This window comes from Alkalihalobacterium elongatum, from assembly GCF_019024285.1.
In the GTDB taxonomy this organism is placed as follows: Bacteria; Bacillota; Bacilli; order Bacillales; family Bacillaceae_F; genus Alkalihalobacterium; species Alkalihalobacterium elongatum.
On the sequence record NZ_WMKZ01000035.1, the window covers coordinates 16,466 to 39,619 of the forward strand.

The 23,154-nt window shown below is 37.6% G+C and carries 30 protein-coding genes; 6 read left to right on the plus strand and 24 right to left on the minus strand.

Annotated elements, in window-relative coordinates; translation table 11 throughout:
• Positions 1 to 59: 59 nt before the first annotated feature.
• From GKP30_RS21400 to GKP30_RS21415, 4 genes are read right to left on the minus strand one after another with little or no spacing between them, the layout of a single operon-like run.
• A complete protein-coding gene (locus tag GKP30_RS21400) occupies positions 60 to 1,301 on the minus strand; it encodes a glutathionylspermidine synthase family protein (RefSeq protein WP_216831500.1) in 1,242 nt (413 codons plus the stop codon).
• A gap of 14 nt (positions 1,302 to 1,315) precedes the next feature.
• Positions 1,316 to 1,732 carry a DUF350 domain-containing protein gene (locus GKP30_RS21405; protein WP_216831501.1) on the minus strand — a complete coding sequence of 139 codons (417 nt, stop codon included), beginning with the start codon at positions 1,730 to 1,732 and terminating at the stop codon, positions 1,316 to 1,318.
• Entirely contained in the window at positions 1,723 to 2,976 is a 1,254-nt protein-coding gene (locus GKP30_RS21410; protein ID WP_236035281.1) for a glutathionylspermidine synthase family protein, read from the minus strand. Before GKP30_RS21410 ends, GKP30_RS21405 begins: the two co-directional genes overlap by 10 nt.
• Positions 2,954 to 3,127 carry a hypothetical protein gene (locus GKP30_RS21415; RefSeq protein ID WP_216831503.1) on the minus strand — a complete coding sequence of 58 codons (174 nt, stop codon included), beginning with the start codon at positions 3,125 to 3,127 and terminating at the stop codon, positions 2,954 to 2,956. Before GKP30_RS21415 ends, GKP30_RS21410 begins: the two co-directional genes overlap by 23 nt.
• Before the next feature lie 715 nt (positions 3,128 to 3,842).
• Here GKP30_RS21415 and GKP30_RS21420 point away from each other — a divergent pair.
• Complete coding sequence (locus GKP30_RS21420; RefSeq protein ID WP_216831504.1) at positions 3,843 to 4,946, plus strand: S8 family peptidase; 1,104 nt, start codon at positions 3,843 to 3,845, stop codon at positions 4,944 to 4,946.
• Positions 4,947 to 4,981: 35 nt separating this feature from the next.
• On the opposite strand, the gene GKP30_RS21425 is transcribed toward GKP30_RS21420, so the two are convergent.
• The 12 genes from GKP30_RS21425 to srtB form a co-directional block, all read right to left on the minus strand.
• Complete coding sequence (locus GKP30_RS21425; RefSeq protein WP_216831505.1) at positions 4,982 to 5,395, minus strand: DUF5661 family protein; 414 nt, start codon at positions 5,393 to 5,395, stop codon at positions 4,982 to 4,984.
• Positions 5,396 to 5,596: 201 nt separating this feature from the next.
• Complete coding sequence (locus GKP30_RS21430; RefSeq protein WP_216831506.1) at positions 5,597 to 6,061, minus strand: hypothetical protein; 465 nt, start codon at positions 6,059 to 6,061, stop codon at positions 5,597 to 5,599.
• Between the two features lie 47 nt (positions 6,062 to 6,108).
• Complete coding sequence (locus tag GKP30_RS21435; RefSeq protein WP_216831507.1) at positions 6,109 to 6,600, minus strand: hypothetical protein; 492 nt, start codon at positions 6,598 to 6,600, stop codon at positions 6,109 to 6,111.
• Between the two features lie 109 nt (positions 6,601 to 6,709).
• Positions 6,710 to 7,510 carry a nucleotidyltransferase domain-containing protein gene (locus GKP30_RS21440; protein ID WP_216831508.1) on the minus strand — a complete coding sequence of 267 codons (801 nt, stop codon included), beginning with the start codon at positions 7,508 to 7,510 and terminating at the stop codon, positions 6,710 to 6,712.
• Positions 7,511 to 7,569: 59 nt separating this feature from the next.
• Positions 7,570 to 8,040: an inner membrane protein YiaA gene (yiaA, locus tag GKP30_RS21445; RefSeq protein ID WP_216831509.1), complete on the minus strand. Its 471-nt coding sequence runs from the start codon at positions 8,038 to 8,040 to the stop codon at positions 7,570 to 7,572.
• A gap of 164 nt (positions 8,041 to 8,204) precedes the next feature.
• Complete coding sequence (locus GKP30_RS21450; RefSeq protein WP_216831510.1) at positions 8,205 to 8,390, minus strand: acyltransferase; 186 nt, start codon at positions 8,388 to 8,390, stop codon at positions 8,205 to 8,207.
• A 166-nt stretch (positions 8,391 to 8,556) separates the two neighbouring features.
• Positions 8,557 to 8,745 carry a YvrJ family protein gene (locus GKP30_RS21455; RefSeq protein WP_328703198.1) on the minus strand — a complete coding sequence of 63 codons (189 nt, stop codon included), beginning with the start codon at positions 8,743 to 8,745 and terminating at the stop codon, positions 8,557 to 8,559.
• 114 nt (positions 8,746 to 8,859) lie between these two features.
• Positions 8,860 to 9,072 (minus strand): DUF2922 domain-containing protein, encoded by a 213-nt coding sequence (locus GKP30_RS21460; RefSeq protein WP_216831511.1) that lies wholly within the window; start codon positions 9,070 to 9,072, stop codon positions 8,860 to 8,862.
• A gap of 43 nt (positions 9,073 to 9,115) precedes the next feature.
• The gene (locus GKP30_RS21465; protein ID WP_216831512.1) at positions 9,116 to 9,322 is read right to left on the minus strand and encodes a DUF1659 domain-containing protein; all 207 of its coding nucleotides are present in this window, start codon (positions 9,320 to 9,322) and stop codon (positions 9,116 to 9,118) included.
• Positions 9,323 to 9,442: 120 nt separating this feature from the next.
• Positions 9,443 to 9,739 carry a hypothetical protein gene (locus GKP30_RS21470; RefSeq protein ID WP_216831513.1) on the minus strand — a complete coding sequence of 99 codons (297 nt, stop codon included), beginning with the start codon at positions 9,737 to 9,739 and terminating at the stop codon, positions 9,443 to 9,445.
• 66 nt (positions 9,740 to 9,805) lie between these two features.
• Positions 9,806 to 13,282, minus strand: a complete 3,477-nt coding sequence (locus tag GKP30_RS21475; RefSeq protein ID WP_216831514.1) for a VWA domain-containing protein — start codon at positions 13,280 to 13,282, stop codon at positions 9,806 to 9,808.
• On the minus strand, positions 13,282 to 13,998 hold the full coding sequence (gene srtB, locus GKP30_RS21480) for a class B sortase (RefSeq protein WP_328703199.1): 717 nt from the start codon (positions 13,996 to 13,998) through the stop codon (positions 13,282 to 13,284). Before srtB ends, GKP30_RS21475 begins: the two co-directional genes overlap by 1 nt.
• 318 nt (positions 13,999 to 14,316) lie before the next feature.
• On the opposite strand from srtB, the gene GKP30_RS21485 reads away from it, so the two are divergent.
• Positions 14,317 to 15,078: a hypothetical protein gene (locus tag GKP30_RS21485; RefSeq protein ID WP_216831516.1), complete on the plus strand. Its 762-nt coding sequence runs from the start codon at positions 14,317 to 14,319 to the stop codon at positions 15,076 to 15,078.
• 235 nt (positions 15,079 to 15,313) lie between these two features.
• Positions 15,314 to 15,601, plus strand: a complete 288-nt coding sequence (locus tag GKP30_RS21490) for a hypothetical protein (protein ID WP_216831517.1) — start codon at positions 15,314 to 15,316, stop codon at positions 15,599 to 15,601.
• Positions 15,602 to 15,721: 120 nt separating this feature from the next.
• On the opposite strand, the gene GKP30_RS21495 is transcribed toward GKP30_RS21490, so the two are convergent.
• Positions 15,722 to 16,663: a helix-turn-helix domain-containing protein gene (locus GKP30_RS21495; protein ID WP_216831518.1), complete on the minus strand. Its 942-nt coding sequence runs from the start codon at positions 16,661 to 16,663 to the stop codon at positions 15,722 to 15,724.
• 168 nt (positions 16,664 to 16,831) lie between these two features.
• On the opposite strand from GKP30_RS21495, the gene GKP30_RS21500 reads away from it, so the two are divergent.
• From GKP30_RS21500 to GKP30_RS21510, 3 genes are all read left to right on the plus strand, one after another.
• Complete coding sequence (locus GKP30_RS21500) at positions 16,832 to 16,984, plus strand: hypothetical protein (RefSeq protein WP_216831519.1); 153 nt, start codon at positions 16,832 to 16,834, stop codon at positions 16,982 to 16,984.
• A 231-nt stretch (positions 16,985 to 17,215) separates the two neighbouring features.
• A complete protein-coding gene (locus GKP30_RS21505) occupies positions 17,216 to 17,851 on the plus strand; it encodes a vitamin K epoxide reductase family protein (protein ID WP_216831535.1) in 636 nt (211 codons plus the stop codon).
• Between the two features lie 183 nt (positions 17,852 to 18,034).
• Positions 18,035 to 18,385 (plus strand): DUF2200 domain-containing protein, encoded by a 351-nt coding sequence (locus tag GKP30_RS21510; protein ID WP_216831520.1) that lies wholly within the window; start codon positions 18,035 to 18,037, stop codon positions 18,383 to 18,385.
• Between the two features lie 255 nt (positions 18,386 to 18,640).
• Here the strand turns inward: GKP30_RS21510 and GKP30_RS21515 are convergent, their stop codons facing one another.
• The 7 genes from GKP30_RS21515 to GKP30_RS21545 form a co-directional block, all read right to left on the minus strand.
• On the minus strand, positions 18,641 to 19,468 hold the full coding sequence (locus GKP30_RS21515) for a permease prefix domain 1-containing protein (protein WP_216831521.1): 828 nt from the start codon (positions 19,466 to 19,468) through the stop codon (positions 18,641 to 18,643).
• Positions 19,455 to 19,805 carry a PadR family transcriptional regulator gene (locus GKP30_RS21520; RefSeq protein ID WP_216831522.1) on the minus strand — a complete coding sequence of 117 codons (351 nt, stop codon included), beginning with the start codon at positions 19,803 to 19,805 and terminating at the stop codon, positions 19,455 to 19,457. Before GKP30_RS21520 ends, GKP30_RS21515 begins: the two co-directional genes overlap by 14 nt.
• A gap of 180 nt (positions 19,806 to 19,985) precedes the next feature.
• A complete protein-coding gene (locus GKP30_RS21525) occupies positions 19,986 to 20,504 on the minus strand; it encodes an aldo-keto reductase family protein (protein WP_216831523.1) in 519 nt (172 codons plus the stop codon).
• Positions 20,505 to 20,606: 102 nt separating this feature from the next.
• Positions 20,607 to 21,089: an immunoglobulin-like domain-containing protein gene (locus GKP30_RS21530; RefSeq protein ID WP_216831524.1), complete on the minus strand. Its 483-nt coding sequence runs from the start codon at positions 21,087 to 21,089 to the stop codon at positions 20,607 to 20,609.
• 172 nt (positions 21,090 to 21,261) lie between these two features.
• On the minus strand, positions 21,262 to 21,714 hold the full coding sequence (locus tag GKP30_RS21535; protein WP_216831525.1) for a hypothetical protein: 453 nt from the start codon (positions 21,712 to 21,714) through the stop codon (positions 21,262 to 21,264).
• A gap of 236 nt (positions 21,715 to 21,950) precedes the next feature.
• Complete coding sequence (locus GKP30_RS21540) at positions 21,951 to 22,481, minus strand: YcxB family protein (RefSeq protein WP_216831526.1); 531 nt, start codon at positions 22,479 to 22,481, stop codon at positions 21,951 to 21,953.
• A 117-nt stretch (positions 22,482 to 22,598) separates the two neighbouring features.
• Entirely contained in the window at positions 22,599 to 23,114 is a 516-nt protein-coding gene (locus GKP30_RS21545) for a hypothetical protein (protein WP_236035282.1), read from the minus strand.
• Between the last annotated feature and the right edge of the window lie 40 nt (positions 23,115 to 23,154).

The window sequence follows — 23,154 nt, forward strand, 5'->3', positions numbered from 1 at the left end:
ACCTGCACCTGCGCGAACAGCCCGCGCACATACTGGCAGCGCGCTACCAACTGCTCACCCTATCCTGTCGTATACGCCACAAACATCGACAGGTTCCCCGTTATCAGCCCGCCGACTCGGAAAAACAAGCCGCTCGGTTCGCCGTTAATGACATGAGAGCCGATGAGTAGTTTTCCCGTGTACGGTCCGTCCCATGTATCAATCGTTTGGTTGGGCATTGGGTAGTATTGTTGGAAGACGACGCGCTGATCCTGATAATAGTCGACGTCCTCATCTAGCACCTGGCCTCCAGAGACAATTTGGATGCCGCCGCCTTCACGGCCTAGCACTGGTTTTTTCACATAGGAATCCATCCCATGGGCGGTCTCATAGGTTGGCAAAAAGTACTTCTCGATCACCGCTTGTTCCGAGCTTGTGTACCACTCTGCCTTCTTTTCTGTAATGAGGGCAAGGATCGCTTTCGACTGCATCAGCAAACTCGATGGCGGATTAATGACTTTGATTTTGTCATTCATGATGTGGACAAGCAGCTGCTCGCCAATTGGCTCCCCAGTTGCGCCCTCTTCCTCTAGAAAATATTCAAGCGGATAGAGACGGTACAAAAATTCAATTCGTTCGCCCGCTGGTGTACGGACGTCTTCTTTTTCAACGACAATTTGCTCAAGTGGTATGTATTCCGCTTGCTGCGGGAAAAGACTCATCAAATAGTGAACGGTCGCCTTATCCTCATCGTGCCAGTCGGCGCATGTGAAATAAAGCGTATCGGAGCTCCCGATATTGTAGTCGCGAATGATTTGATTCCAGGCATTTTTAATATTCGCTGCGATGCGATCATTCGGATTTATGCTTTTGTGCTCCTGACAAATGACATCCTGTGCAATCGCTGCTTCGACGATCCCAACGGGCGTATCGGTGTTGGCTTCAATGACCTTTAAGCCGTTAGCTGCAGCAATGAAATCATACCTTGTAAAATAGGAAAAGGCCTTCTTCTCGCTTTTAAACAAAAGATCCCATAGAAAAACCGAGATCCCTGTTTTATGAGCGATTGAACGATCCTTAACCATCTGTTCATACGTTTTTTGAAAAATATCATTGACTGCTCTTGAAGCATTTTCTAACTCCCGAACGAGTGACGGCGGGACAACGAGTAACGAATCGCTCATATACTGATTGTCCTCATAGTTTTCATACAGACTACCCCAGGTAAAGCCTTTTGCTGCGACTTTCCGCTCGAGCTCCTCCCACCTTTTTAAATAAGCCCGAGGTTCAAACGGCTCAGTTAGTGATTTGTACGGAAGCATTCAAATCCCCCTTATTAAAAGCTAATATTGGCAGCAACAATCAGGCCAACTAACACCGAAACACCGCCTAAAAACAGACCGACAGCCACATTGCCATTTTCCACTTCTTTTGCCAAATTCGTATTTCGCGTAAACACATATTCGATGACGATATGTAATACAATTTGAACGATAATCGCAATAAAAGCCCAAATTACTAAATCAACCAGGTTGATCGCGTGAACGACAGCTGATTGCAGCACGACGACTAGACCTGCCATTTTTCCTAAAAGCTTTAAGGCGACTGCCGTGTTGCCATCGCGGATTTGATCGCGTTCCGAGTAAGGTGTGATCCATTTAAAAATATAGGTTCCTATGACAAATAAAATTAGAGATACCGCTAAGTAAATTAAAAAATGATCGAAGGTTTGAAGATAATAGCTTAGATCCATTGACGTGCTCCTTTCACCCCGCAAGGTAAGAAATAGGATAGGTTATCCGTAATTTGCGCGCCCGCTCGATAACCGAACGCACTTGCTTTTTCATTAATAATAAAACTTCCAATTAAAAGATGAGCTTCTTTTCTACCAGCTTCTGTTTCGATCCGCGCCTTCGGAAGCTCAACGTACTTTTGATAGATTTTTATGTAGTGATGGTAGGTGGTTTGCTTTGGGGTATGAAGCGTCTTGCCGTTTTCTCTCACGACGACCGTATCCCCTTCGCGACCAAAGGCTGGCTTTTCAACATACCGTTCATTCTTTTCCATAAAAGGGTCTTCGTCTAAATACGTCGGTAAAAAATAACGATCAATCATCTCATGTTCATGTTTTGTAAAAAAAGGACTCTCATGCTCATGCAAGCCCCAAATCCCAGCCATGACCGCCTTACTCTGCATTAAAAAGGCGGAAACTGGGTTTAGCATCCCTACTTTTCGCTGCAGCACCAAATTCATGCACTCGATCCCGATCGGAAACTCATCTACAGCGACGTCCTCCAGTAACGCTTCTAATGGATAGGTGTGGCGGTAAAGAATATCAATTTTGTTACCTGCACCGTCGTAAACACCCTTTCCTGCATCCACTTGAAGTTGGTTCAGCGGAACAAAGGTCGCTCCTTTAATTTGCGCGGTCTTCAATAAAAACATCATCGTTTCACGATCTTCAATATCCTCTTCGTGGGCGGTAAAGACAACATACGGGTGCCCCGTTAGCCCGATTTGCTTCGCACAATGAAAAATGCTGTTGCGAAGCGCTTTTCCTAGATACTCCGCTTCCCCTTCATTCGGGTCGTTCATGCCAAACTGCTCGGCAACAAGCCCGTTCACCTCAAACAGCTCGCGAATAAAAGTCGGCGTATCCGAGTTGAACTCAATCATTTTCAAGCCTTCCTCGGTTTGCACGAAATCAAATCGCCCAATTACGGTCTCATAAGGGTGCAGTGACAGCTTGAGAAACGGGAGCGCTTTTTCAGGAAAACCGAGATCAATAAACGTCTCATCTGGTGCTTGCCTTAGCATTTGCGTGAATTTTTTATAAATCTGGTAGACTTCATTGGTTGCTTGTCGTATCGATCGGATATCTTGCGGGTCTATCGGCAAACAATCATACAAAGCGTATTCCTCACCGTACAATCGATCCCAAAACGACGGGATGCTTTTGTAAAAGGATTCTCGCTTACCCACCAAAGCGTCCTCCATCCCCCATACCAGAGCGAGGGTTTCCAACTTGTGGATTTCTCGGCTGGGTCGGCTGATTTACATTCCCATCTGTACGCGGCGGCGTGACTGCAGGCTGTCGTGCCCGCGTGCCTCCTCCAGCCGATGCTCTACCAGCTAGGAACGCAGCCATGGTCGGGAACCACATCCCGCCATAGTAATAATGGCCATATCTTTCGTTGCCCTCTTCTACACATCGATAGCCCTCGGCCTCCTCGTCCCACGTCCACGTATCGCAATCCGCTTCTTCTGGTGAAGGCAGGAGGTTCGGGTCAGCTTCGATATTTGGATCAGGCTCTGCAGGTGTGGTAAACAATTCATCGGGTAGCGCGGGCGCACAAGCCGTCAACCCCATTAACGCCACACTCGAACTCAGCAAGCCTTTCAAAAGCTTATCGGTTTTTGGCTTCTTCATGTTAACACCTCTTTGAAGGTTGGTTATAAAAGATCTATTATTAATAGGTCTGTTTTTTTATAGCTCTGTTAATTGTAACCCAATTTGTCTTGTGCTTTAAGCTCCTCTATTCAGTTTTGGCAAAATTTCCATTTTATATGAGTGCAATTGCTTGATGTGGGTTGAGTTTTAGAGTGAAAAATTGAGGTGGCAACATTCAGAAAAGTTTTGGGGTGTCACTGTGAAGGCGCGACTCATTTTGTAAAAATGTAAAAATTTGTGAAACTTTATGAGTATATTAATTTACTTCTAGAAAATAGCGAATACGATACGCATACTCTATCTTTTTCACCGATTTTTGTAATCTATTAATCTCTCAAAGATTTTGCGTAAAACTAGCATTCACGGTGTAATGGAGATGTAGCGCTACAAAACTTTTTTAGGAGGGTATTATATGAGAAATTTAAGATGGTTAGGTTTTATTGCAGTTTTTGCCCTCTTGTTTACGCTGATCTTTCCACATGTCAGTTCATTTGCAAATGAGCGTGGAGGCGTTGAGAGGCACGAGTACTTAATTGGGTTTGAGAAAAATGCGAATGCTAATGTCGTCAAACAAGCAGGAGGAGAAGTTTTACATGAATATCAATACATGCCAGTTCTTCACGTCAAGCTGCCAGAGAAAGCAGCAAAAGCCTTAGAGAAAAACCCAAACATTGCTTATATTGAAAAAGATGAAGAAGTAACGATTTCGCAGACAACTCCTTGGGGCATTAATCATATTCAAGCTCCAACGGTTCATTCTTGGGGAAATCGCGGGAACGGTGTAAAAGTTGCTGTCCTTGACACAGGGATTGCGACACACGAAGATTTACGCATTTCGGGCGGAGCTAGCTTTATTCGTTCAGAGCCGTCGTACCAAGACTATAACGGACACGGTACCCATGTCGCTGGAACGATTGCAGCACTTAACAATAGCTATGGTGTGCTTGGGGTAGCTCCTTCAGCTAATATCTATGCGGTAAAAGTGTTAGATCGAAACGGTAGTGGTGCACTAAGCAGCATCATCCAAGGCATTGAATGGTCTGTAAGCCAAAACATGGATATTGTTAACATGAGTTTAGGAACTTCCTCGGGGTCGACTTCATTAAGACAAGCTGTCGACAATGCCAATAACCGTGGTTTACTTCTGATTGCCGCTGCTGGTAATACAGGAACTTCTGGGGTTATGTTCCCGGCTGCTTACAACTCGGTCATGGCTGTCGGAGCCGTCGATTCAAATAACAACCGAGCGTCTTTTTCAACATATGGAAGCCAAATAGAAATCGTGGCACCTGGTGTGTCCGTTCTAAGCACGTACACGTCAAATCGCTATGTTTCTCTCAACGGGACATCAATGGCAACGCCTCACGTAGCGGGTGTAGCGGCACTTGTCAAAGCTCAATACCCTTGGGCATCTAACGGTCAAATCAGACAACGCTTACGCGACACAGCCACTCCACTAGGAAACTCAAACTTCTATGGAAGCGGAGTAGTGAATGCGTACCGTGCAGCTTATTAGGGGGTCTGTCCCCCATTGCGTTAATGTGGTGGGGGTCAGACCCCACCCCAATATGCCTTTGCTTCATCCTCAAGTACTTTTAATCTTTGGTAATAATCAGGAAACTCGTTTAGATGAGCCCATGCAATTTTTCCTGTTAATAATGGATCATCACTAGTAACATTTGTTTGCGTGGATTGTGTTCCATGTTCAAGTTCAACATTTACTCCCATCCAAAATTCATTTAAATCAAACTTACTTGTTGTAAAATCGATACCTAATAATAACGCTATTGCTGCTGCTTCCTCTTTAGAAAAGCTAGTTCGAACCCTTTTTAAATTATTTGCAGCAATATTATTAGTAGTAAACCCATTTGAATATTTGTTAAGTAAATTTCTATTGGCTACATGATTATAATCCATGCCATAATTAGAATAGGAATTCATATACGGATTATTATAGTAATACAAATTAGTTCATCTCCTTAATATGATTGTTATCAATAAAATATGATAATTAAAAGTTTATGAGCATGTATTTCTGTAAAATGAGTTCTTTTATATAAAATAAAATAAAGCCCCCATCTAAAAGTAAGAAGTGGGGGAAGTTTAAGATGATTTTAAATTAAAGTTACTATTATGCTAGTTATAAGTTCTATAATTGTCCCGTAATCAGTAAAGAAGGATGAAGCCTTCATCTCTTTTCACTTGAAAAGTCAAATCATCTTCATTTGCTGTAAGCATTTGCGAAACACCATTAACATTTTCACCTGAAAAATATAGACCATAGCCGTTATTCTCAGGATACCCATATAGATAACAAACCACTTTTCCTTCCTTCATGAAAACGATCTGGTTCATTCCTTCACTAACTGTTTCACTAATTCTATCCCATTTATAACCTACCGTTTCATACACCATTTCTTTTGGGGTGTACGGATCAAACGAATAAACTACCTCCCACTCAAATGGCGTTACATCTAACAAATCAATGGTTTCAACTGAATGTTCAATGGCTAGTATTTTTTCTTTGAGTAATTTTTCGTTTGCGTCCCATAATTCCTTATTAAGTAAATGAATTAACACAGTAATAAATAATATACCCGCAATGATCGCTACAGTTTTCTTTGGCTTCATGTCGAGGTTCTCCCTTGATTTTATTTTCTGCACTCAATTATTTGTCCTCATTTATTGAATCCATTCCATAATAATATCAATTGGTTTTCAATGCTAAGGACAGAAATAAAAAAACTACCATCATCTCTTAATTTATAAAAGTAATAGTCTCCTTTTTTATATTCAATTTGATTAGTAGAAAATAAGTTGGAGTAATGTACTTGGTTCTCAAAATATAGATCTAAGACGTTACCTTGAAAATCTGATATATATTTTGTAACTAAATTAAGTGAATGATCATTATTAATCGGTTTCCAGAAATCCTCTATTCGTACCTTTTCAAATTGTTTATCATCATAGTTGATAATATAGTAGGCTTCGCCCTCACCTCTTGGGCTGTGTGGACTTTCAAATACTGTCTTAACCTCGGTTGGTTTTGGGATTTCAAATCCCCAATTTATAGCCCATTCTCCATAGACCGTATTTAATTTTTGATTTAAATAAAGTCCAGCAAAGATAACCACAACTATTCCAAGCAATAATGTTATTGTTTTTTTCATTAAAACTTTCCCTTCAAAACTAATTTATTGGATATCTTGTTGAAGTTTAATTACCTCTTACTTCAACAAGAAAAAGCGATTACCCTTTATTAGCAATCGCTCCCATAGTTTAAGAAGAAATATTGGCTTCATTTGTAAAGTTCGAACTAGCCCACTCACCCTCGCTTTTAAACAATTCATATACAGCCTTGCAGTCCGTCGGTGGTTCGTTTATCCAGTTTAGCAGGGTACAAACGATAGATTTTTTATCTGGGAAGTGTTCGATGAAGACTTCAGATTGTTCTTGAAGTCGTGTCGTCCAAATCTGTGAACGCACCATCACCATTGAGTAGTATGTTCGAATAAGCTTACGAGCGAAGCCTTGTGAATATGTTATAAATTCTTCCTTAGACGCTTTTTCTAACCTATTTAACGTCCGAGCAAGAGCCTCACCAATATCACCATTAAAGCGAATGGCTATCTCTGGTGTAAGTTTGTACGGCCCAAATCTTTCTCCTAAATCCTCTCCATAGACACAAACACAGAGTTCCTTAAGAAATGCATTTTCGTAATAATTTGAGGGATCAACCGTATAATCGTAATATGCAACAGCTATACCAACATCACGAACCAGAGCACGATACTTTTGGGTCAGCTCTTGAGCAAGATTTTTTAATTCAGCCAACTTCACGGAACTCAGTTTGCCGACAAACAAAGCGATAAGATCCAAATCTGATTTAATTGCAACCGCTTCGCCTCTGGCTACGCTACCGTACACATATACACTGTGCAATTGTTGATGAAACAACGTTCTAAGCCTTTCGACAGATTCTCGAATACATGGTACATAGGCATTATCAATTTTATCTATACTAACATCGCTTACAATAAAACCATTAGCGTCTAGACCATACCCAGCTCTTAAAACCACCGTTTCATCTCCTCTTGGGGTCTGTCCCCCACTGCGTTAATGCTTTACTGTGGTGGGGGTCAGACCCCACTCTTTGCCTTCTGCGTATCCCTTATATTCTTTTGAACCGTTATAGCGGCAAACAAACTAAGAACAAAAGCCATACCATAAAAACCTTTTTCACTTAAAACAATACTCCCTGCATTGTATAAACCAATGGCCATTAACGAAACAGAAATAATTAGTGCTAACCAACTAATTCCATAGTAAATACCAGTAACAGGTATACCCTCCTCTTTGTCCCTAACTGCTTTTTGTAAAGATACTGCGGAGTAAAGTCCGAAAACTAAGATGGCGAAGTAATATCCTTTTTCGTTTAGTTCCATCGATGCATTAAATAAACCGATGAGATAACCTGTAACACCTACCAACAACGCTGCCCAAGTCGCCCCTTTAAAAGCTGTTGTTGGCTCCCCGATTTGCCTTTCTTCCTTTGCTTCTGGAACCTTTTGTTTTTCATTATCTAATACAACTTCATTCTCATTAGACATTAACTTTTCTCCTCCTTCTTTTTTATTGATCTCATAAAAAGAAGCACTCCAGTTACACTGTAGTGCTACCTAAATTTATTATATAGAAATTTCTTACAAAAAATAGATAATTTTTCAAAATGGGGTCTGACCCCCACTGCGTTAATGCTTTACTGTGGTGGGGGTCAGACCCCACCCTTCTCAAACTCAAACTTCTGCACAAATCCACATTGCGAACAAGCCCTTCCAATTTGTTGTTTCGTTTCAGGATCAATGTAGTAAATTTCTTCGTGACCGCACACCGAACACTCTATAACATGAAAGAGCTGTCTCTCGCCTAGTACCGCATCTAACAACAAATCGAAGGACATTATCTTCACACCCCATCGTCATTTTCATCTACTGTATCAAAAGTTCTCTGGGAAGTAAGACGAAACGTGTTGAGGGATAAAAAGTTTCGTTCGACATTGTGGGATAGTGTGGGATATAGAAAGGAAAATAACAGGAGCTTTTCAATAACTCATCCTATTTTCCTATTTAAATACTATTCTTCTTCTGTTCCGAGCTTCGGTAAAAATGGAGCGTTGCTAGGCTTTCGGGTAGTCTTTGGATCGTTTCGTTGACCGTGTCTAACTTTTTCTCGACTCGATGCAGCAAGTAAAGGGTCACAACCACAGGAAATCCAAACTCACTTAAAAGCGGCAGCCACATTTCCATATCCATCATCAGAACCTCCTTTCCTTCATAAAAAAGGAAGAGGCAAAAAACCCCTTCCTTCCCAATAATCCTCGGGGAACTTCGGGGCCGCACTATACGCCCCGAAAGCGCCCATCACCTGGCCTATAACTCAATTGACTCAACTGTACGATCAACCACGCGTGCACCCTTCTTAGCGACTAGGTTTCCACCTGCAGAAGTGAACGCATTTTGAGCGATGATCACATCCATCGCTGCTGCGATGGCAGCTGGATCTGCGGGATATACAGGGTTGTCTAATGAAAGAGTTACCGTTTTACCTTGATGGTTTTCAAAAATAAGCTCTAATCTCTTCATCTATCTCATTCCTCCTTTCTATCAATTTTTAGCCAGCCCATCATTAAGCTTCAAGAGAATACACATTATTACGGTCAATTCTGAACGGTGTCCAGCCTTGAAGTGGTATTAACGCATCAGCTACAGCCTTAAGCTGTTCGTTGGTTACGCCTGTTTTCAAGTTTGAAAAGCTCTTCGTTTTTAAAATAGGCTCACCCGATGGTTGAATACCTGTTTCAAACATAATCACTAAACGAGAATTTGTAAGCATCGTCCCTCACCCCCTTTCACTTTGTATATATGGAGAAAGGGTGAAAAGCGGTGAGATGAAATGAAAAAAGGGGTCTGTCCCCCACTGCGTTAAAGCGGTGGGGGACAGACCCCTTTTTCTCTACACATAACGAAAATACGCCCAACCCGCAGCATTTACAATGATCCAATACAGACCAAATAAAAGAAGACTGCTTACGATGAAACCAACTAAATTATTCTCCGTATGAAAATGTTTAAAAAAGTAAAAAAGATTGGGGATCATACCGAACCAAAATAAATATAAAAGACCTCGATTTACTTTTGTAAACCAATCATCGGGCTCTCCAGTCATAAACATCCCAACAATTAAAAGGAAGCATATCGTAATATGTAAGGGACTTGTAATTAAGTTTAGAATTAAGTATTTTTTTATCATGATTCCACTTCCTTAGATAGATAGACAGAGAAGAGACTAGCTCTTCTCTGTTTTACTATTAAGATATTAATCATATTTTATAAAATGCTCGTAAAATTGTACTAAGGAGTGAGGATTTTTATCGGCTCGTTTCCGACTTAATGAGTTAACGAGTGTACCCAACTTATCGCCAAGGTGTAAGTTGACTGCAGCCTGTAAAAAGTCACCCTCTATAGAATAGTTAAACACTTTGTCGTTATATTTACTACTCTTTAATTCTAACAAAGGTACAGCGGACATAAATGGTATACGGTAATTGGCGTATAAGAATGGCGCTGCGTTAAACGTGACACCTTTTTCAAAGTAAGTTCCCTTGTCCAAAATTTCTTTAACGGCCTGACGATTACTTGTGAACGGCAAGTAGTACGTGTGTAACTTTTTATCGATCATCTCATAAGACACGACCTGTGCTAAAAATCCACCTAAAGAGTGGCCTGTTACATAAGCATTGGCACTGTTATGAGCTAAAATAATTTCAGCTGCAAACTTCCTTGCTAACGGTACTTGGACGTTATTGTTTGTGAAAAATATGCCACCATCAGCAATGGCCCAGTCAAATACATAATCATCCCATGCTTCCGACTCTGAACCTCTGTAACCGATAATAATGTCGTAACCCTTCTTGATCGCCACACCAGCAAAGCCTGCAGTTCTCCAACTACTATCTTGTGCTTTAATAATTCGCCAATTTGAGAGTTCATCTTTAAGGTCAGCATCGCTAATTCCAGAAGCATGTCCAATCATATTATTCACTTGGCTCTCCAAATCAACATACGAAAGACTACTAATATGTGTTAACGTTCGCTCTGAAACATCATACACCATTCTGCGGTGCTTCGGCTCTTGCCCATCTGGGATCCCATCTTTATCTGTATCTTTTAAAGTAGGATCTGAAAAACTAATAAAATACCCACCATTATGCGGAATATATTGGGTAGTTATTTCTTCTCCGTCTAATAAACCATCTCCATCGGTATCAGGATTCGTATAGTCGGTAAAAATCCTTACCCCATTACCTAGGCGCATTCCTTGTTTTTCTAAGTAATCAGGAATTCCATCACCATCAGTATCCTTTGTATAATCAATCGTATCTCCAGCTGTTTCTTCAAAAATTTCGTCTAACCGATCAGCATTTTCAGCAAAAAAGTACTTCCCACCAGTGCTCGTTGCAATGTTTTCCAGTAAATTTTGATCAACACCGTTTCCTAAGCCAATCGTATAAATCGTGACATTATGTTCATTTGCATAATTGATCGCACTATTATTCCATGTTCCAATTCCATCGGTAAGGAAAATAACGAAGCGAAGATGGTCTTCATTTCCGTTTCGTACGATTTCGTCAACAGCTTCCATTACACCACGATATAAATTAGTTCCACCGCTACTATCGATCATATCAATCGCATATTTAACCAATTCCTTATCGGTTGTTAACTCAACTAATAGTTTAGCGGTAGAGTCAAAATCAACAACAGCGGCACGATCTTCTTCTTTTAGCTTATCGACAAATGCTTTAGCTGCTGTTTTTCTTATATCATCAGGATCTTCCCAAGACATGCTTCCAGATGAATCGATTGAAAAAACTACATCAATATTTACCATTCCACCATCTTCATCTAATAGTGGCGGCCTAATTTCAGATTCCCATGCTTTGTCCCATTCCACACCATTTAATAACAAATACGTGCTAAAGTGCTCAACAGTGGTCGTTACCGTATTATTAGCGCTATCGTGAACCTGATTTTCTAAACGGTCCAACCGCTGCTCTTGTTCATTGAAGTAAAAAATTTCTGGTCTGAATTCATCTGTCACAACAGAATCATCATAAACGAATGTCATAATCGCTTCATCAAACTCAATATCCGTATTAAAATCAAACGGAGCTCCTAAATAGCCAGGAATGTCCTCACCTAAAAACCAGTTTGTTCCAGCGATGTTCGTTATCGTTGTTGAAGTGACTTCCGAAGCCTTTGATTGAATAGTAACAGAAGGGTTCGTGTATGGGTCCCTTTCAATGGAATTAGTATCCGTTGTATACGTAACGATCTCATCTCCATCTAAAATGCCGTTTCCTAACGTATCAGGATTTAACGGATCAAAACCAAACTCTTCTTCTAAACTATCAATAATCCCGTCTCCATCCGTATCTGGATTCAGAGGGTCTGTTCCTCTTTGAACTTCATAACCATCTGTCCAACCATCAAAGTCAGAGTCAGGATTTAGCGGGTCTGTTCCTAATTCAAACTCTTCTAGATTGGTTAAACCATCATTATCAAAATCTTCATCCGCATCACTAATACCATTGCCAGTACTGTCTTGTTTTAAAGGGTCCGTTAAAGTATGAAAAACTTCATACCCATCTGGTAATCCATCTCCATCGGTATCTGGGTTTAGCGGATCCGTTCCATAGACAGCCTCTAAAGCATCTGTAAGACCATCGTTATCCGTATCTAACGTTGCATCTGCCGTGTTGATGTTAGATTGAATGACTTGATTACCATTAGATTGAACATAAAAATAGGTCTGACCATCAAAGTCAAAATCGGTAGCAAGGAAAGAAGTTTCTTCCAATTCACTTGTAACCAGTTCATATGAATCCTCGTCTTCCGTAAAGCTTTGATAAACATTATAAGTCGTTGCTGAAGCTAATTCGTTCCAGTTGAGCTCCCAGCCTAATGTATCTGTTTCCTCATCAAACACCCATTGCCCTGTTAAACTTAGATTTTCTGGTTGACCATCGTCATTTCCTGGTTCTTTTTCAAATGACGCTTCTACTTTTATTGTCATTTCATACTGCTTGTCGCCGATCGTAATGTGATGCGTTTCATTAAACGTTTCTTTCTTTTGTTCTGCATCAGCAAGTAAAGGAGATGTAACTAACGCTACAATGAACAGTACTGAAATCGTTGCTGAAATTCCTTTTTTCTTTTTAAGCATAATAACGGCGATGATTAAGCTCATAACCGAAAGAGCTAAAATAATGAAGAAAATAGTGAATTTTGTATTGTCGCCTGTCTTTGGAGCAGATAATCCTGAGTTATTGCTATTTTGATTAGAACCTGGTGCGGTAACTATTGTGCCGTCTTCATCAATAGAACCTGGTGTGGGGACGATTGCGCCATCCTCAACAATAGGATCTGGTGTGGGGACTTCAGAAGTGGGATCTGCTAGTTTAGCAGAAAACGTTACTAGCTTTTGCTCTGATCCGTCTAAACGATCAAACTCCCAAATGAGTTGATTATTTTCTACTTGGGCATCTGTTTTCACGATGGTCAACCCATCTGGAATGGTCGTTGTTACTCGAATATCTTTCGCTTGGTTTTCAGTAATATTCGAAAGCTTGATTTCATAGTTTACTTCTTCATCTGCATTGTATGTTTGTTTATCTGTAGTTACTTCAATGGTCATTGCTTGATTTTCATTTGCAGCTACTGTTGAAAAGAAAGGTAGCCAAACCCCTAGTACCATAAGCATAACAAGGGTTAAAATTCGTTTAATTCCCATCAGTTCGACTCCTCTACATTGATTAATTTTGCATGAACAATAAATCTTTCATGATCATCCACTGTACACGTCGATAATGTTAAAATCACATCTTCTTTTTCGACTTCTATGTCCGTAGTCACTCTCGAACGATTTACTACTTTTTCTAAATACTCACCATATTCCTGATCATCTTGAAAAGTTGTCTTCATCCAAGTCACATCTGCAGAAGTATACACCGAAAAAACTTCCCACTTATATGTAGAATCAAGAAAATCTAGCGTTATTAGTTTATGCTCCTCATAGAAATCCTCGTTTAAGTAGTTTTTTAGACTTCCAAACATGCTGCCATCTTTCATATTGTGACCATATATAATGTTGTTCTGATCTACACTTGTTGTGGTGTTGCGATAATCCATAAAAATAGCCCCTGCAAAGTCTTGTTCCATATAAAAATTATGAGAAAGGTAAAAATCATTATCGTCAGCTTGTACAACAGGGTAATTCACCTTTGTACCTGATATGTTTAACCAACCGATATAATCTTGATTTAGATCTACTACTAACCTCTTTGCTTCATCCTTCGCACCCACTCCTAAGTTATAAATTTCTTCCAATTGTTCATATTTTTTAGCTGATACATAATAACTACTAAAATTTTCATAGAGTGAATAGGAAGAATAGCCAATTCCCGCAAGACTTATAAACACTATTAAAATTAAGACGAATTTCCTTATGTAATTTCACCCCCATCTATACTCCTTAGAAAATACTAAGATGCACCAAATATTTTGATTTATTGGTAAAAATAACCTCCACAGTTTTACATTATATTACATTAACTTGGTGAATTCTATAATATTTAGAAAAATCAAACAAAATATTACTACTACTATTGAACTACGGGGTCTGTCCCCCACTGCGTTAATGCTTCACAGTAATGGGGGACTGACCCCCTTTATTACATAGTGGAAATCATTCGATCATTTCCGAGGAAATTCGGGGTGTCACAGTGAAATGAACCCCTGTTATAATAGACTAAAGGTGGTTACAGCATGGGAATTCTTCAGGAACTGAAAAAGATCGGTTGCTTTGGGTGGGTCGTTATTTTTTTGATTTTTTTATTTATACTTTCCGCCATCAATAGCAGCCAGGACGCTAGACAATTAGAGCAAGAACAGCTTGAAAGAGAATTACAAGAGCAGGAACGATTGGAGCGAGTCGAAAGGCAACAAATTGAAAAAGAAAAACGGAAGAAAGAAGAGGATGAAACAAAGGTCAAATTAACGAGTGATATGATCCATAATGAACCTGGTGAGACGACCGACATTTATGGGATCGAACTGACCGTTTCTAAGCCGTATGAGACTGTTTTAGATATCGATAACGAATCCCACGACACGGTAAAACGAATCGCGCAAAAAAGGTCAAAAGTGCTGACTTTTGATGTAACCGTTAAAAACCATACAGAAGAAACAATCTCACTTTCTAGAATCAAGCTAACAAGGCCAGCATATACCATTCCTCGGGAGTACGAATTTGACCGCACCTATAGGTATTCTTCAGCAGCAATGGATCGCTATTTTAGAGGCAACTCCTTCTCCACCCGCGACCCGATTGCTCCTGGTGAAGAAAGAACTGGACAGATTTCCTTCTTTATTGATGACAGTTATCTCTCATCAAGCAAAAGAGGACGAGAACGCGGATCACAAAACTTCGAATTCACTATCGATGTCTCTGGCATCCCCTTCCTTCATTCATTTGAAGACAATATCATTAAATATAAATTAGTGATTGATAGAGATACATTTCAGTAAAACAGGACCGTCTCGACACTACACCACTAAAGCCTGATCCTATAAATAAGGATCAGGCTTTCTTTGAATTAAATACATCCTCTACACTAAATGCATAAATGCATATTTTATAAGTAAAAAAAAGAAATTTACATTATGCTCTCTTTTTATTGAGCAATTCTTCTTTTATCCAATAATTCAAAAATAGTAGAACTTAGATATAATGATTTTGTAAATACATTAAGGAGCTGTTGTTATGGCTAAGGAAGAATATTCAACAGATAATAATAAAAGGATCATCCTTTTTATGCCGTTTATTAATTTAGCTGTTGGCATTTTGTATGGTTTATTCGTATCAACGATTGTTACGCAACTAAATAATCCCATTCTAATTGTAATTATATTTAGTGTAGTATCAGCTTTACTATTTGAATTCACTAACAAAATCAATAAGCAAATTCCAGTAAAAAGAATATTTCCCTTTTTACTCCTATTACTAGGGGCTACTTTTTATTTTTTACTTCTTGACGCTGTAATTTACTAATTGAAATGCAATGTTGACATTGAGTGGTTGCTTTTTAAGCCCAGCCTTACAGACTACTGAAAGGCTTATGACCTTTTATTTCATTAGATTGGTCACAAAACCAATAAAGAAGGACTGCTTTTATGAATGCTGTTCCTTTCCGCTCTCTACAAAAGATTTCCTACTAAAATAATTAAAGTTTGTTTCAGTAAAATAGCTTTCTTTTTCTTTTTTTAACCACTCTGCATAGGACTTTTTGTTTTGTTCTAGTAAATAAAAAAGTGATGTAATGAACTCTATAGCAATCTCTTCGAGGGGAAAGTTACTTAATTCTTTGTAGATACCCTTTTCATAGTAGAGTAACCCTAAATAACCCATGTACTCATTTTTTTTAGATTCCTTGATCCCAAGATTGATGACTTCTATTCCTTTATCTAAGTCACCTTGCAGCAATAATGCTTTACCGTAGTTATAACAAACTTTTATTTTAAAAATCTTGAATTCATGTATTTTTACATTTTTAACATTTAGTATGTGTTCATAACATTGGAAACACTCTTCAAAATAACCATTTTCAATATAGAGTATGGCTATACTATTTAAAATCTGTAGATCCAAGAAGTCAGCATTTCCAACAATACCGTTTTGTTTTTTTATTTTATTTAATTCATCCAAACATTCTTGATAAGTAATCTTTTTGATTTCATAAGATGCGATTAGATGGAACCATTTTAGAAATTTATTGTAGTTTTCATGAACGATGTTATGGCTATTATTAAGTTCTATTGAAGTAAGCCTATAAATGTCGTCATACTTTTTTTCTTTCGCAAGCAATTTGATCGTTTCTTTAGTGCTATCAATATAATCATCTCTTTCCATTGATGCTACACTTAAAAAATGGGAAATAGAGACTTTTAATTTTATTGATATATAATAAAGTGTTTGTACATTAGGAAACACTTTACCAGATTCAATTCTACTGATCTCCGATTGGTTACATATCCCTTCCGAAAGCTCTTTTTGTGATATGCCTCTTTCTTTTCTAAGAAACTGAATTTCTTTTCCTAATTTTATTGCATCCATCTCATATCCCCCATGCATAGATACATAATTCAACGTGATCATTATAACATTCTTAATTTAAATGGGTATCAAGCTGCAAAATAAGTCGATTATTGGATATTCACGTAAAATTAGTTTTTATTATAATAGGCATAAGATAACTATCAGTCCTACAGGAGGGATAACATTATGCGAAAAGCACTATGTAAAGTACTTATTTTTACTGTATTAATGGTTCCAACGTCTACAGCAGCTAAATCTGATATCTTAAAGCAAGATGATAGCACTTCAAATGCCTACGAAGCTATTATCACTCCACAAACATTCCCGTTTGAACATTGATATCCAATTTTACATTAAATGAAAATAGGATAGTGTATGCAGAGTTATAGATCATAGATCAGTTATCTGCCCACTATCCTATTTATTTTTCACAGCTTAGAATGCTACTCCACTTGTTTTGCTATTTTTATTCCTTTTTTTTAGACCCTTGACATACCCCCTACCCTATATTATAATCCAATTATACCTAACGGGGTATTATAATTAGATGGAGGGATTACTTTGAAAGAGATGGTATATGAAAAAACGATAAATTTTAAAAGTAAAGAAACAGTTGCTGCGATGCATTCGTATGGATCTACTGTACCGAAATTATTTGCGGTCTTTACGGCGATTGCCGTAATTGGTTGGGCTGTGAGTATTTTCTTAACGGGAGTTCATTTCTGGGTACTTCCACTACCAGCAAGCTTTGATGTAACTGGAACACCGTGGGCGGTAATGACAAGTGAATGGGCGTATGTGATGGGGATTCCACTTGCTTTAATGGGAGGATTTTATTACCTGACAACTCTCGTACTTTCTGGATTGTGGTTTCAAACACGTCATCCGTTAGTGCTTAAAGTGTTAACACCAATCACAATCATTGGTGTGATGTCTTCTGCATTCTTTGTGTATTTACAATTATTTGTCATTGAAGCGATTTGTCCTTTCTGTCTCGTATCTGCGGTAGCTACAGTGCTACTTTTAGTGCTTGAACTTGTGATGCTCCGCATGAGTAAATTACCACCACTTCGTGAACTTGTCCGTGATGCACGTTCTGCATTCGATCGTAAAGGCTTAACTTGGATGTTCCTTCTGTTTATCATAGCCTTACTTCCTGTGATTAGCTTCTGGTTCGCGACAATCATCCCAGCACCAGGTTCATAATAATAAAGAACAGAAACATTCTTGGCGGCCGAAATGGTCGCCTTTTTATAATACAAGAAAAATTCACAAAAAATTGCGCCCGTTAAAAACTTTTACTAAATAATTGACGATCACATCGTTTGAATCCGACGATCTTTCGTACTATAATAATGAAAAAACATTTGAGCGAGGATGTTTCATGCCATGGCCAAACATAAAATCTATACAATGAGTTTCGCAAGTGTCTATCCCCATTATGTTGCGAAGGCTGAGAAAAAAGGACGGACTAAATCAGAAGTCGATGAAATCATCCGTTGGTTGACAGGATATAACCAGGAAGAGTTAGAAGCACAACTGGAAAAACAGACTGACTTTGAGACCTTCTTTGCGGAAGCTCCTCAGTTGAATCCTTCGAGGGCTTTGATCAAAGGTGTGATATGCGGTGTACGAGTCGAAGACATTGAAGAACCAACTATGCAGGAAATTCGCTATTTAGACAAGCTGATCGATGAGTTAGCAAAGGGAAAAGCAATGGAGAAGATTTTGCGGAAATAAAAATTTTACCAATGGTGTATAGTGATGCGTGATGAACCACATCATATGGTGTCATAATAATTACTCTAAAATAGCTTTTCCCATTTCCAACTATTTTGCTCTTTAATTCGGGGTGTCACAATGAAATGAACCTAATAGTGGTGTCCCGTTACTTGGTAAAACCAACCAAACCATCTAAAGTGTTTATAATTAAATATCTACATTAAATGTCCTTCCAACAGTAAATCCCAATGACTAATTACTATTATCCTATTATTAAGCCGTTACTTTCTTTTTTCCCACTAAAATATAAATCAAATAACCAAAAACATTTAATAAAGCAAAGGCTATAACCCAACCAGCATTTAGTCGTCTATGATGATACGCGTTAATCGTTGCCCAAACCGTAAACAAAGTTGCATAAATTGCAATGCCTGCATTAAAAATGAAAGGGATAAAACCAAAAAGTTTTACTGATTCCATTTGCACATACCATTCGGTGCTTCCTAATGAATAACCTAAGTCAATTAACATCCAATTTGGTTTACTAGAAGAATTGAATACTCCATATTCGTAAACTGGTGTAGCTTCATTCCAATGGTACGAAACAGAACCAGTTTCTGATACTCTTTCAACATCAGCCATTTTATAAATTTGAAGATTTAAAATTTGGCTTTTATCTTCTACTAAGGCGAATATTCCTGCTTTCATATTTTCAGAAATCACTTCTTGACCTTCTAAGCTATTGATTATTTCTCTAGCAACAATTAAGTTTTCGTTCATATCTGCTTCATCAAGTATCCATAAAACCCCACTAACAATAGAAGTAAGGGCAAAGAATATTAATGCTATATAAAGTATTCGTTTTGCGAATACTTTTTGTGTTTGAAATAATTGACCAACAACAGACCGCATCTCTTTTTCCCCACCAAATCTTTCAATTGCGATTTCTATTGCTTCTTGTTCCGTTTTCCCTTCTTTTTTTAGCTCAAGAACAGCTTCTAGTAAATGGTTTTTCATTTCTGATTTTAACTCTTCAATTTCTTCTCTATTTCCACCGACACTATGGTAAACCTCATCAACAAACGCTTCAATTTGTTTCATTTTCTTCTCCCCCTTCTATAAATGAATCAATAATTTTTTTAACAAATTGCCATTCCTTTCGCTTTCTTTCAAAGCCTTCTTCACCTAAAGGCGTAAGTTTATAATATTTTCGTCTTCCCCCTGGTCCTTGTTCGTCACCCCAGTATGAAGAAATCCATTTATTTTTTTCTAATCGCTTTAATGAAAGATATAGCGTACCTTCCTTTAATTCAAATTGCTCTTCACTTTTTTCTCGAACTAATTTCGCTAACTCATAACCGTACATATCTCTGCTATTTAAAAGTGAAAGAATTAATGTATCAATATGACCTTTTAAAACCTCTTTATTAACTTCCAAATTTGTCCACCTCCTATATTAGTTATAAAACATATTACCTAATAAAGCAAGGTATTCTTTTTAAAAGGTATAAAAAAAAACTGCCATTATGACAGCCTTAATCTTTAACTATTCTGCTTCTATACTTCAATAAAAGCTTTACTACTACAATCCCACTAAAGCATTCGTTAGTAAAAATCCTTATTGGTCAGTTACAACTCCATCATCGAATGGTATGTCTTGAAATTGTGTTACTCCATATTTTTTATACATAATTCTTAACGAACTTATATCATTATTAAAGTTAGTAACATCCAGTTCTACACGTAATACGAGGTAAAAATCTTCGTCTACATGAAAATCCTTAACTTCAACTAAATCGTTATGTAGCCCTTCTTTGATTACATACTCTTCATCAAGGATACCTATTCGTTCTGAACTTGCTATAAAGGGTTGGATACGAATTTCATCATCATCTTTCGCCACAATACTTCCATCACTCTTTATAAATTCTATCTTTTCAATCGTGGGATTTCCGATACCCTCCCACCTAAAATTATAACCAAAATAATATGCATGATCGTCCTCGAAATGGTCTATTCCTAACGTCGAATGACTCAACTTTGTAAATTTGCCTTCATGGCTTATATAGTTAAATAACCCCCAACAACCTAGCACAAGAAGCATAGAAACAAGCATTATAACTATGGTTTTCTTCATAACCTCTCTCCTCTTTGTTTTTATTAAACTACTCTATACTTCAATTAACGCTTTACTGCTATATTCCAGTAAAGCTCTTCGTTACACCCTATTTTTGTGTGGCTAATCAATTGTAAACTCCGCTATCAAATGGTACTTATCAAAGTCTCCTGCTTCTCTAAAATCGAGTATCTCTTTCACTATACGGTAATCACCAATATCGAGACTTCCATAGAGCCAATCCCAATCAACTGTCCATTCCCTAACATCTGTAGGCTCCAAGTCATAGCCAATGTCATTAAACCCGTAGTTGCCATCTAGGGCAACGGGGACTTGATACCATCTATCCTCGATCTTCTTTTCCAACATAAAATATTCACCATAGATACATTGCTTGTCAGAGTTATTTTCAAATATTACAGTCAATCCAGTAGACGAGACCGTTCCTTCCTCTACACTAATCGTTACTCCATCGAGGTTGTTGACAGTTTCATATATTGTAGGTTCCCAGTCAGTTCCTTTAGGGCTATTACTAGAACTTCCGCACCCTGCTAAAATTATTAAACTCATTGTCACACAGAATAGCAAACCAAAATATCTCTTCATAATATCTCCCCCTTTTATTATTAGACGTATAATGGGAAATTAAGTTTCATTTATGGGGTCTGTCCCCCACCGCTTTAAAGCAGTGGGGGTCAGACCCCATTCCCCTACATACTGCTTCTTTACTTTAGGCTCTTCTCGCAAAGGTTGTTGCTGTGAGGGATTTATAGAGACTTCAATTTCCATAATCATCTAAATCAGAGTAATGGTTATTCGAATAATACTTTCTTCTTAGATAAACAACGAATCCCCATTTAAATGGTAACATTAAGTAGATAATCACAATAAGAATCACAATCCACAACAAATCAATGAATTGTCGCTCTGCTAACAGTTCAAAAAAAACAATAACTGGAGAGGAAAAAGTAAGAATAATCATTGACATGTTTAAGCCAGTTACTATAAAAGAGCCAGAATAATGTATTTCGTGTTTTACAATCCATTTCATCATAAAATAATAGAGGATTAACAAAATAATGATTATAGTTAAGAAGACAAATAGTACGAACCCATTAAACCCTTCTTCTAAAACGTTTACCAAAGAAAAGAATAGGAAAAAGAGATAAAAAATAAAAATTAGGAACAGTATCGGATATTGAATTAACCTAAGTAAACTGATTTTGTTCAAGAAAACTCTCCTCTTTTCAATTCTTCTTATAACAAATTTGTGTTATAAACAACAATATTTACAAAAACTGTTCTTATACTAAAATGATTCTTTAGTTTAAGAAAATTTTCTATTCCATAGGCATAAAAGAAAAGCTGCATCTATTACAGCCCGTAATTTTACTAACGCAAACCGTTAGTGAAAAAGTTATGCTCTTGAACAGCTAAAATTAAAATAAATAAATCCTGTATTCTTCATTACATTAATTTAACTTTTTTAATCTTTACATTCTGTATAATAACTTTTTTGAATAAGTCTGCATCTTTTACTGATGTGAAGAATTTTTTTGGAAGAACAATTGCCTTATTTTTAGAGATATACAGTTGAAATAATTCGTTATGTTCATAAACAGCGATTATATCATTCCATTCTATGTTGTTAATTGACTTTTTTATTTTTTGAGTAATACCATCACAAGTAATAATATATGTCAGTTCATTTTGTAATATCTGGTCACTATTATACTCATTACGAATTCTTATCTTCAAAATCACCCACATAATTAACAATATTAGACCAGAAAACATTGAAGCTAAGACTACCCCCACAAATTCTACAAGAGTCCTAGTCCCTGACACTACTCCTGAAGATATATATAGGATAAGAAAAGTGAAGAAAGACAGTATAAAAAAGAATAGTAATAATTTTTTGTGATGATAGTAGTTATGCTTCTGGTAATCAGCTATGGTTAATTTACCAGTAAGGATTATTTCATTGCTCGTATCCATAAGACCACTTCCTTTACTTCCATTAGATTGTTACCTTTTCCGATAGTGCATTATTTTCTTTCACATTATTGAATATATCTGTTCTTCTGCTTCGTTTATTACATCTCCAAAAATGACCTATCTCCAACTTTCTACTATCTCACCTTGTTGATCGTATCCAATAGCATTATCCATTTCCGCAAAGAACTCTTCTACGCTTATTGTTAGGTACGATGGAAATTCAGTTATAAAGGTATTGTTTTTCGCGTTAATTTCCTGATGTTTGCCATTTTTATATTGGATAACAAACTTATCTACTTCATGTTCATCTGTTTGAATTGCACCATGAATGATATTACCAACACCTTCAAAATGGTTAGCTGAAACAAAAAAAGGGAAACCACTTTCTGATTCAAAAGTCAAACCAACACTTTGTTTATTATCATATTTGTACTTCCCATTCTCATAATGGTACACGCCTAAAATATGTTGAGTCTGGTCCAAATAATAAACTAATTGCTTCTCTGCATCTTGATTGAGAATTTCTATTGGAGTTTTCCATTGACTTTGTACCGCTTCTTCAAGCGCCTCGTAGCCACTATTACAGCCAGATAAGATCAATAAAATGAGAATAAATACCGTCATATACTTCATGGGAGTAATCACCAACCTATCATTTTTTATAGATTTTGAG

Coding starts and splice junctions, on each gene's coding strand:
- GKP30_RS21500 (WP_216831519.1), top strand. CDS start 16,832: ATGCGAAAAGCACTATGTAAAGTACTTATTTTTACTGTATTAATGGTT.
- GKP30_RS21400 (WP_216831500.1), bottom strand. CDS start 1,301: ATGCTTCCGTACAAATCACTAACTGAGCCGTTTGAACCTCGGGCTTAT.
- GKP30_RS21465 (WP_216831512.1), bottom strand. CDS start 9,322: ATGCTTACAAATTCTCGTTTAGTGATTATGTTTGAAACAGGTATTCAA.
- yiaA (WP_216831509.1), bottom strand. CDS start 8,040: ATGTCTAATGAGAATGAAGTTGTATTAGATAATGAAAAACAAAAGGTT.
- GKP30_RS21430 (WP_216831506.1), bottom strand. CDS start 6,061: ATGAAGCCAAAGAAAACTGTAGCGATCATTGCGGGTATATTATTTATT.
- GKP30_RS21435 (WP_216831507.1), bottom strand. CDS start 6,600: ATGAAAAAAACAATAACATTATTGCTTGGAATAGTTGTGGTTATCTTT.
- GKP30_RS21540 (WP_216831526.1), bottom strand. CDS start 22,481: ATGGATACGAGCAATGAAATAATCCTTACTGGTAAATTAACCATAGCT.
- GKP30_RS21415 (WP_216831503.1), bottom strand. CDS start 3,127: ATGGCTGCGTTCCTAGCTGGTAGAGCATCGGCTGGAGGAGGCACGCGG.
- GKP30_RS21410 (WP_236035281.1), bottom strand. CDS start 2,976: ATGGAGGACGCTTTGGTGGGTAAGCGAGAATCCTTTTACAAAAGCATC.
- GKP30_RS21495 (WP_216831518.1), bottom strand. CDS start 16,663: ATGGATGCAATAAAATTAGGAAAAGAAATTCAGTTTCTTAGAAAAGAA.
- GKP30_RS21450 (WP_216831510.1), bottom strand. CDS start 8,390: ATGTCCTTCGATTTGTTGTTAGATGCGGTACTAGGCGAGAGACAGCTC.
- GKP30_RS21420 (WP_216831504.1), top strand. CDS start 3,843: ATGAGAAATTTAAGATGGTTAGGTTTTATTGCAGTTTTTGCCCTCTTG.
- GKP30_RS21515 (WP_216831521.1), bottom strand. CDS start 19,468: ATGAAACAAATTGAAGCGTTTGTTGATGAGGTTTACCATAGTGTCGGT.
- GKP30_RS21505 (WP_216831535.1), top strand. CDS start 17,216: ATGGTATATGAAAAAACGATAAATTTTAAAAGTAAAGAAACAGTTGCT.
- GKP30_RS21405 (WP_216831501.1), bottom strand. CDS start 1,732: ATGGATCTAAGCTATTATCTTCAAACCTTCGATCATTTTTTAATTTAC.
- GKP30_RS21475 (WP_216831514.1), bottom strand. CDS start 13,282: ATGGGAATTAAACGAATTTTAACCCTTGTTATGCTTATGGTACTAGGG.
- GKP30_RS21455 (WP_328703198.1), bottom strand. CDS start 8,745: ATGATGGATATGGAAATGTGGCTGCCGCTTTTAAGTGAGTTTGGATTT.
- GKP30_RS21510 (WP_216831520.1), top strand. CDS start 18,035: ATGGCCAAACATAAAATCTATACAATGAGTTTCGCAAGTGTCTATCCC.
- GKP30_RS21460 (WP_216831511.1), bottom strand. CDS start 9,072: ATGAAGAGATTAGAGCTTATTTTTGAAAACCATCAAGGTAAAACGGTA.
- GKP30_RS21545 (WP_236035282.1), bottom strand. CDS start 23,114: ATGAAGTATATGACGGTATTTATTCTCATTTTATTGATCTTATCTGGC.
- GKP30_RS21530 (WP_216831524.1), bottom strand. CDS start 21,089: ATGAAGAGATATTTTGGTTTGCTATTCTGTGTGACAATGAGTTTAATA.
- GKP30_RS21485 (WP_216831516.1), top strand. CDS start 14,317: ATGGGAATTCTTCAGGAACTGAAAAAGATCGGTTGCTTTGGGTGGGTC.
- GKP30_RS21490 (WP_216831517.1), top strand. CDS start 15,314: ATGGCTAAGGAAGAATATTCAACAGATAATAATAAAAGGATCATCCTT.
- GKP30_RS21470 (WP_216831513.1), bottom strand. CDS start 9,739: ATGATAAAAAAATACTTAATTCTAAACTTAATTACAAGTCCCTTACAT.
- GKP30_RS21525 (WP_216831523.1), bottom strand. CDS start 20,504: ATGAAGAAAACCATAGTTATAATGCTTGTTTCTATGCTTCTTGTGCTA.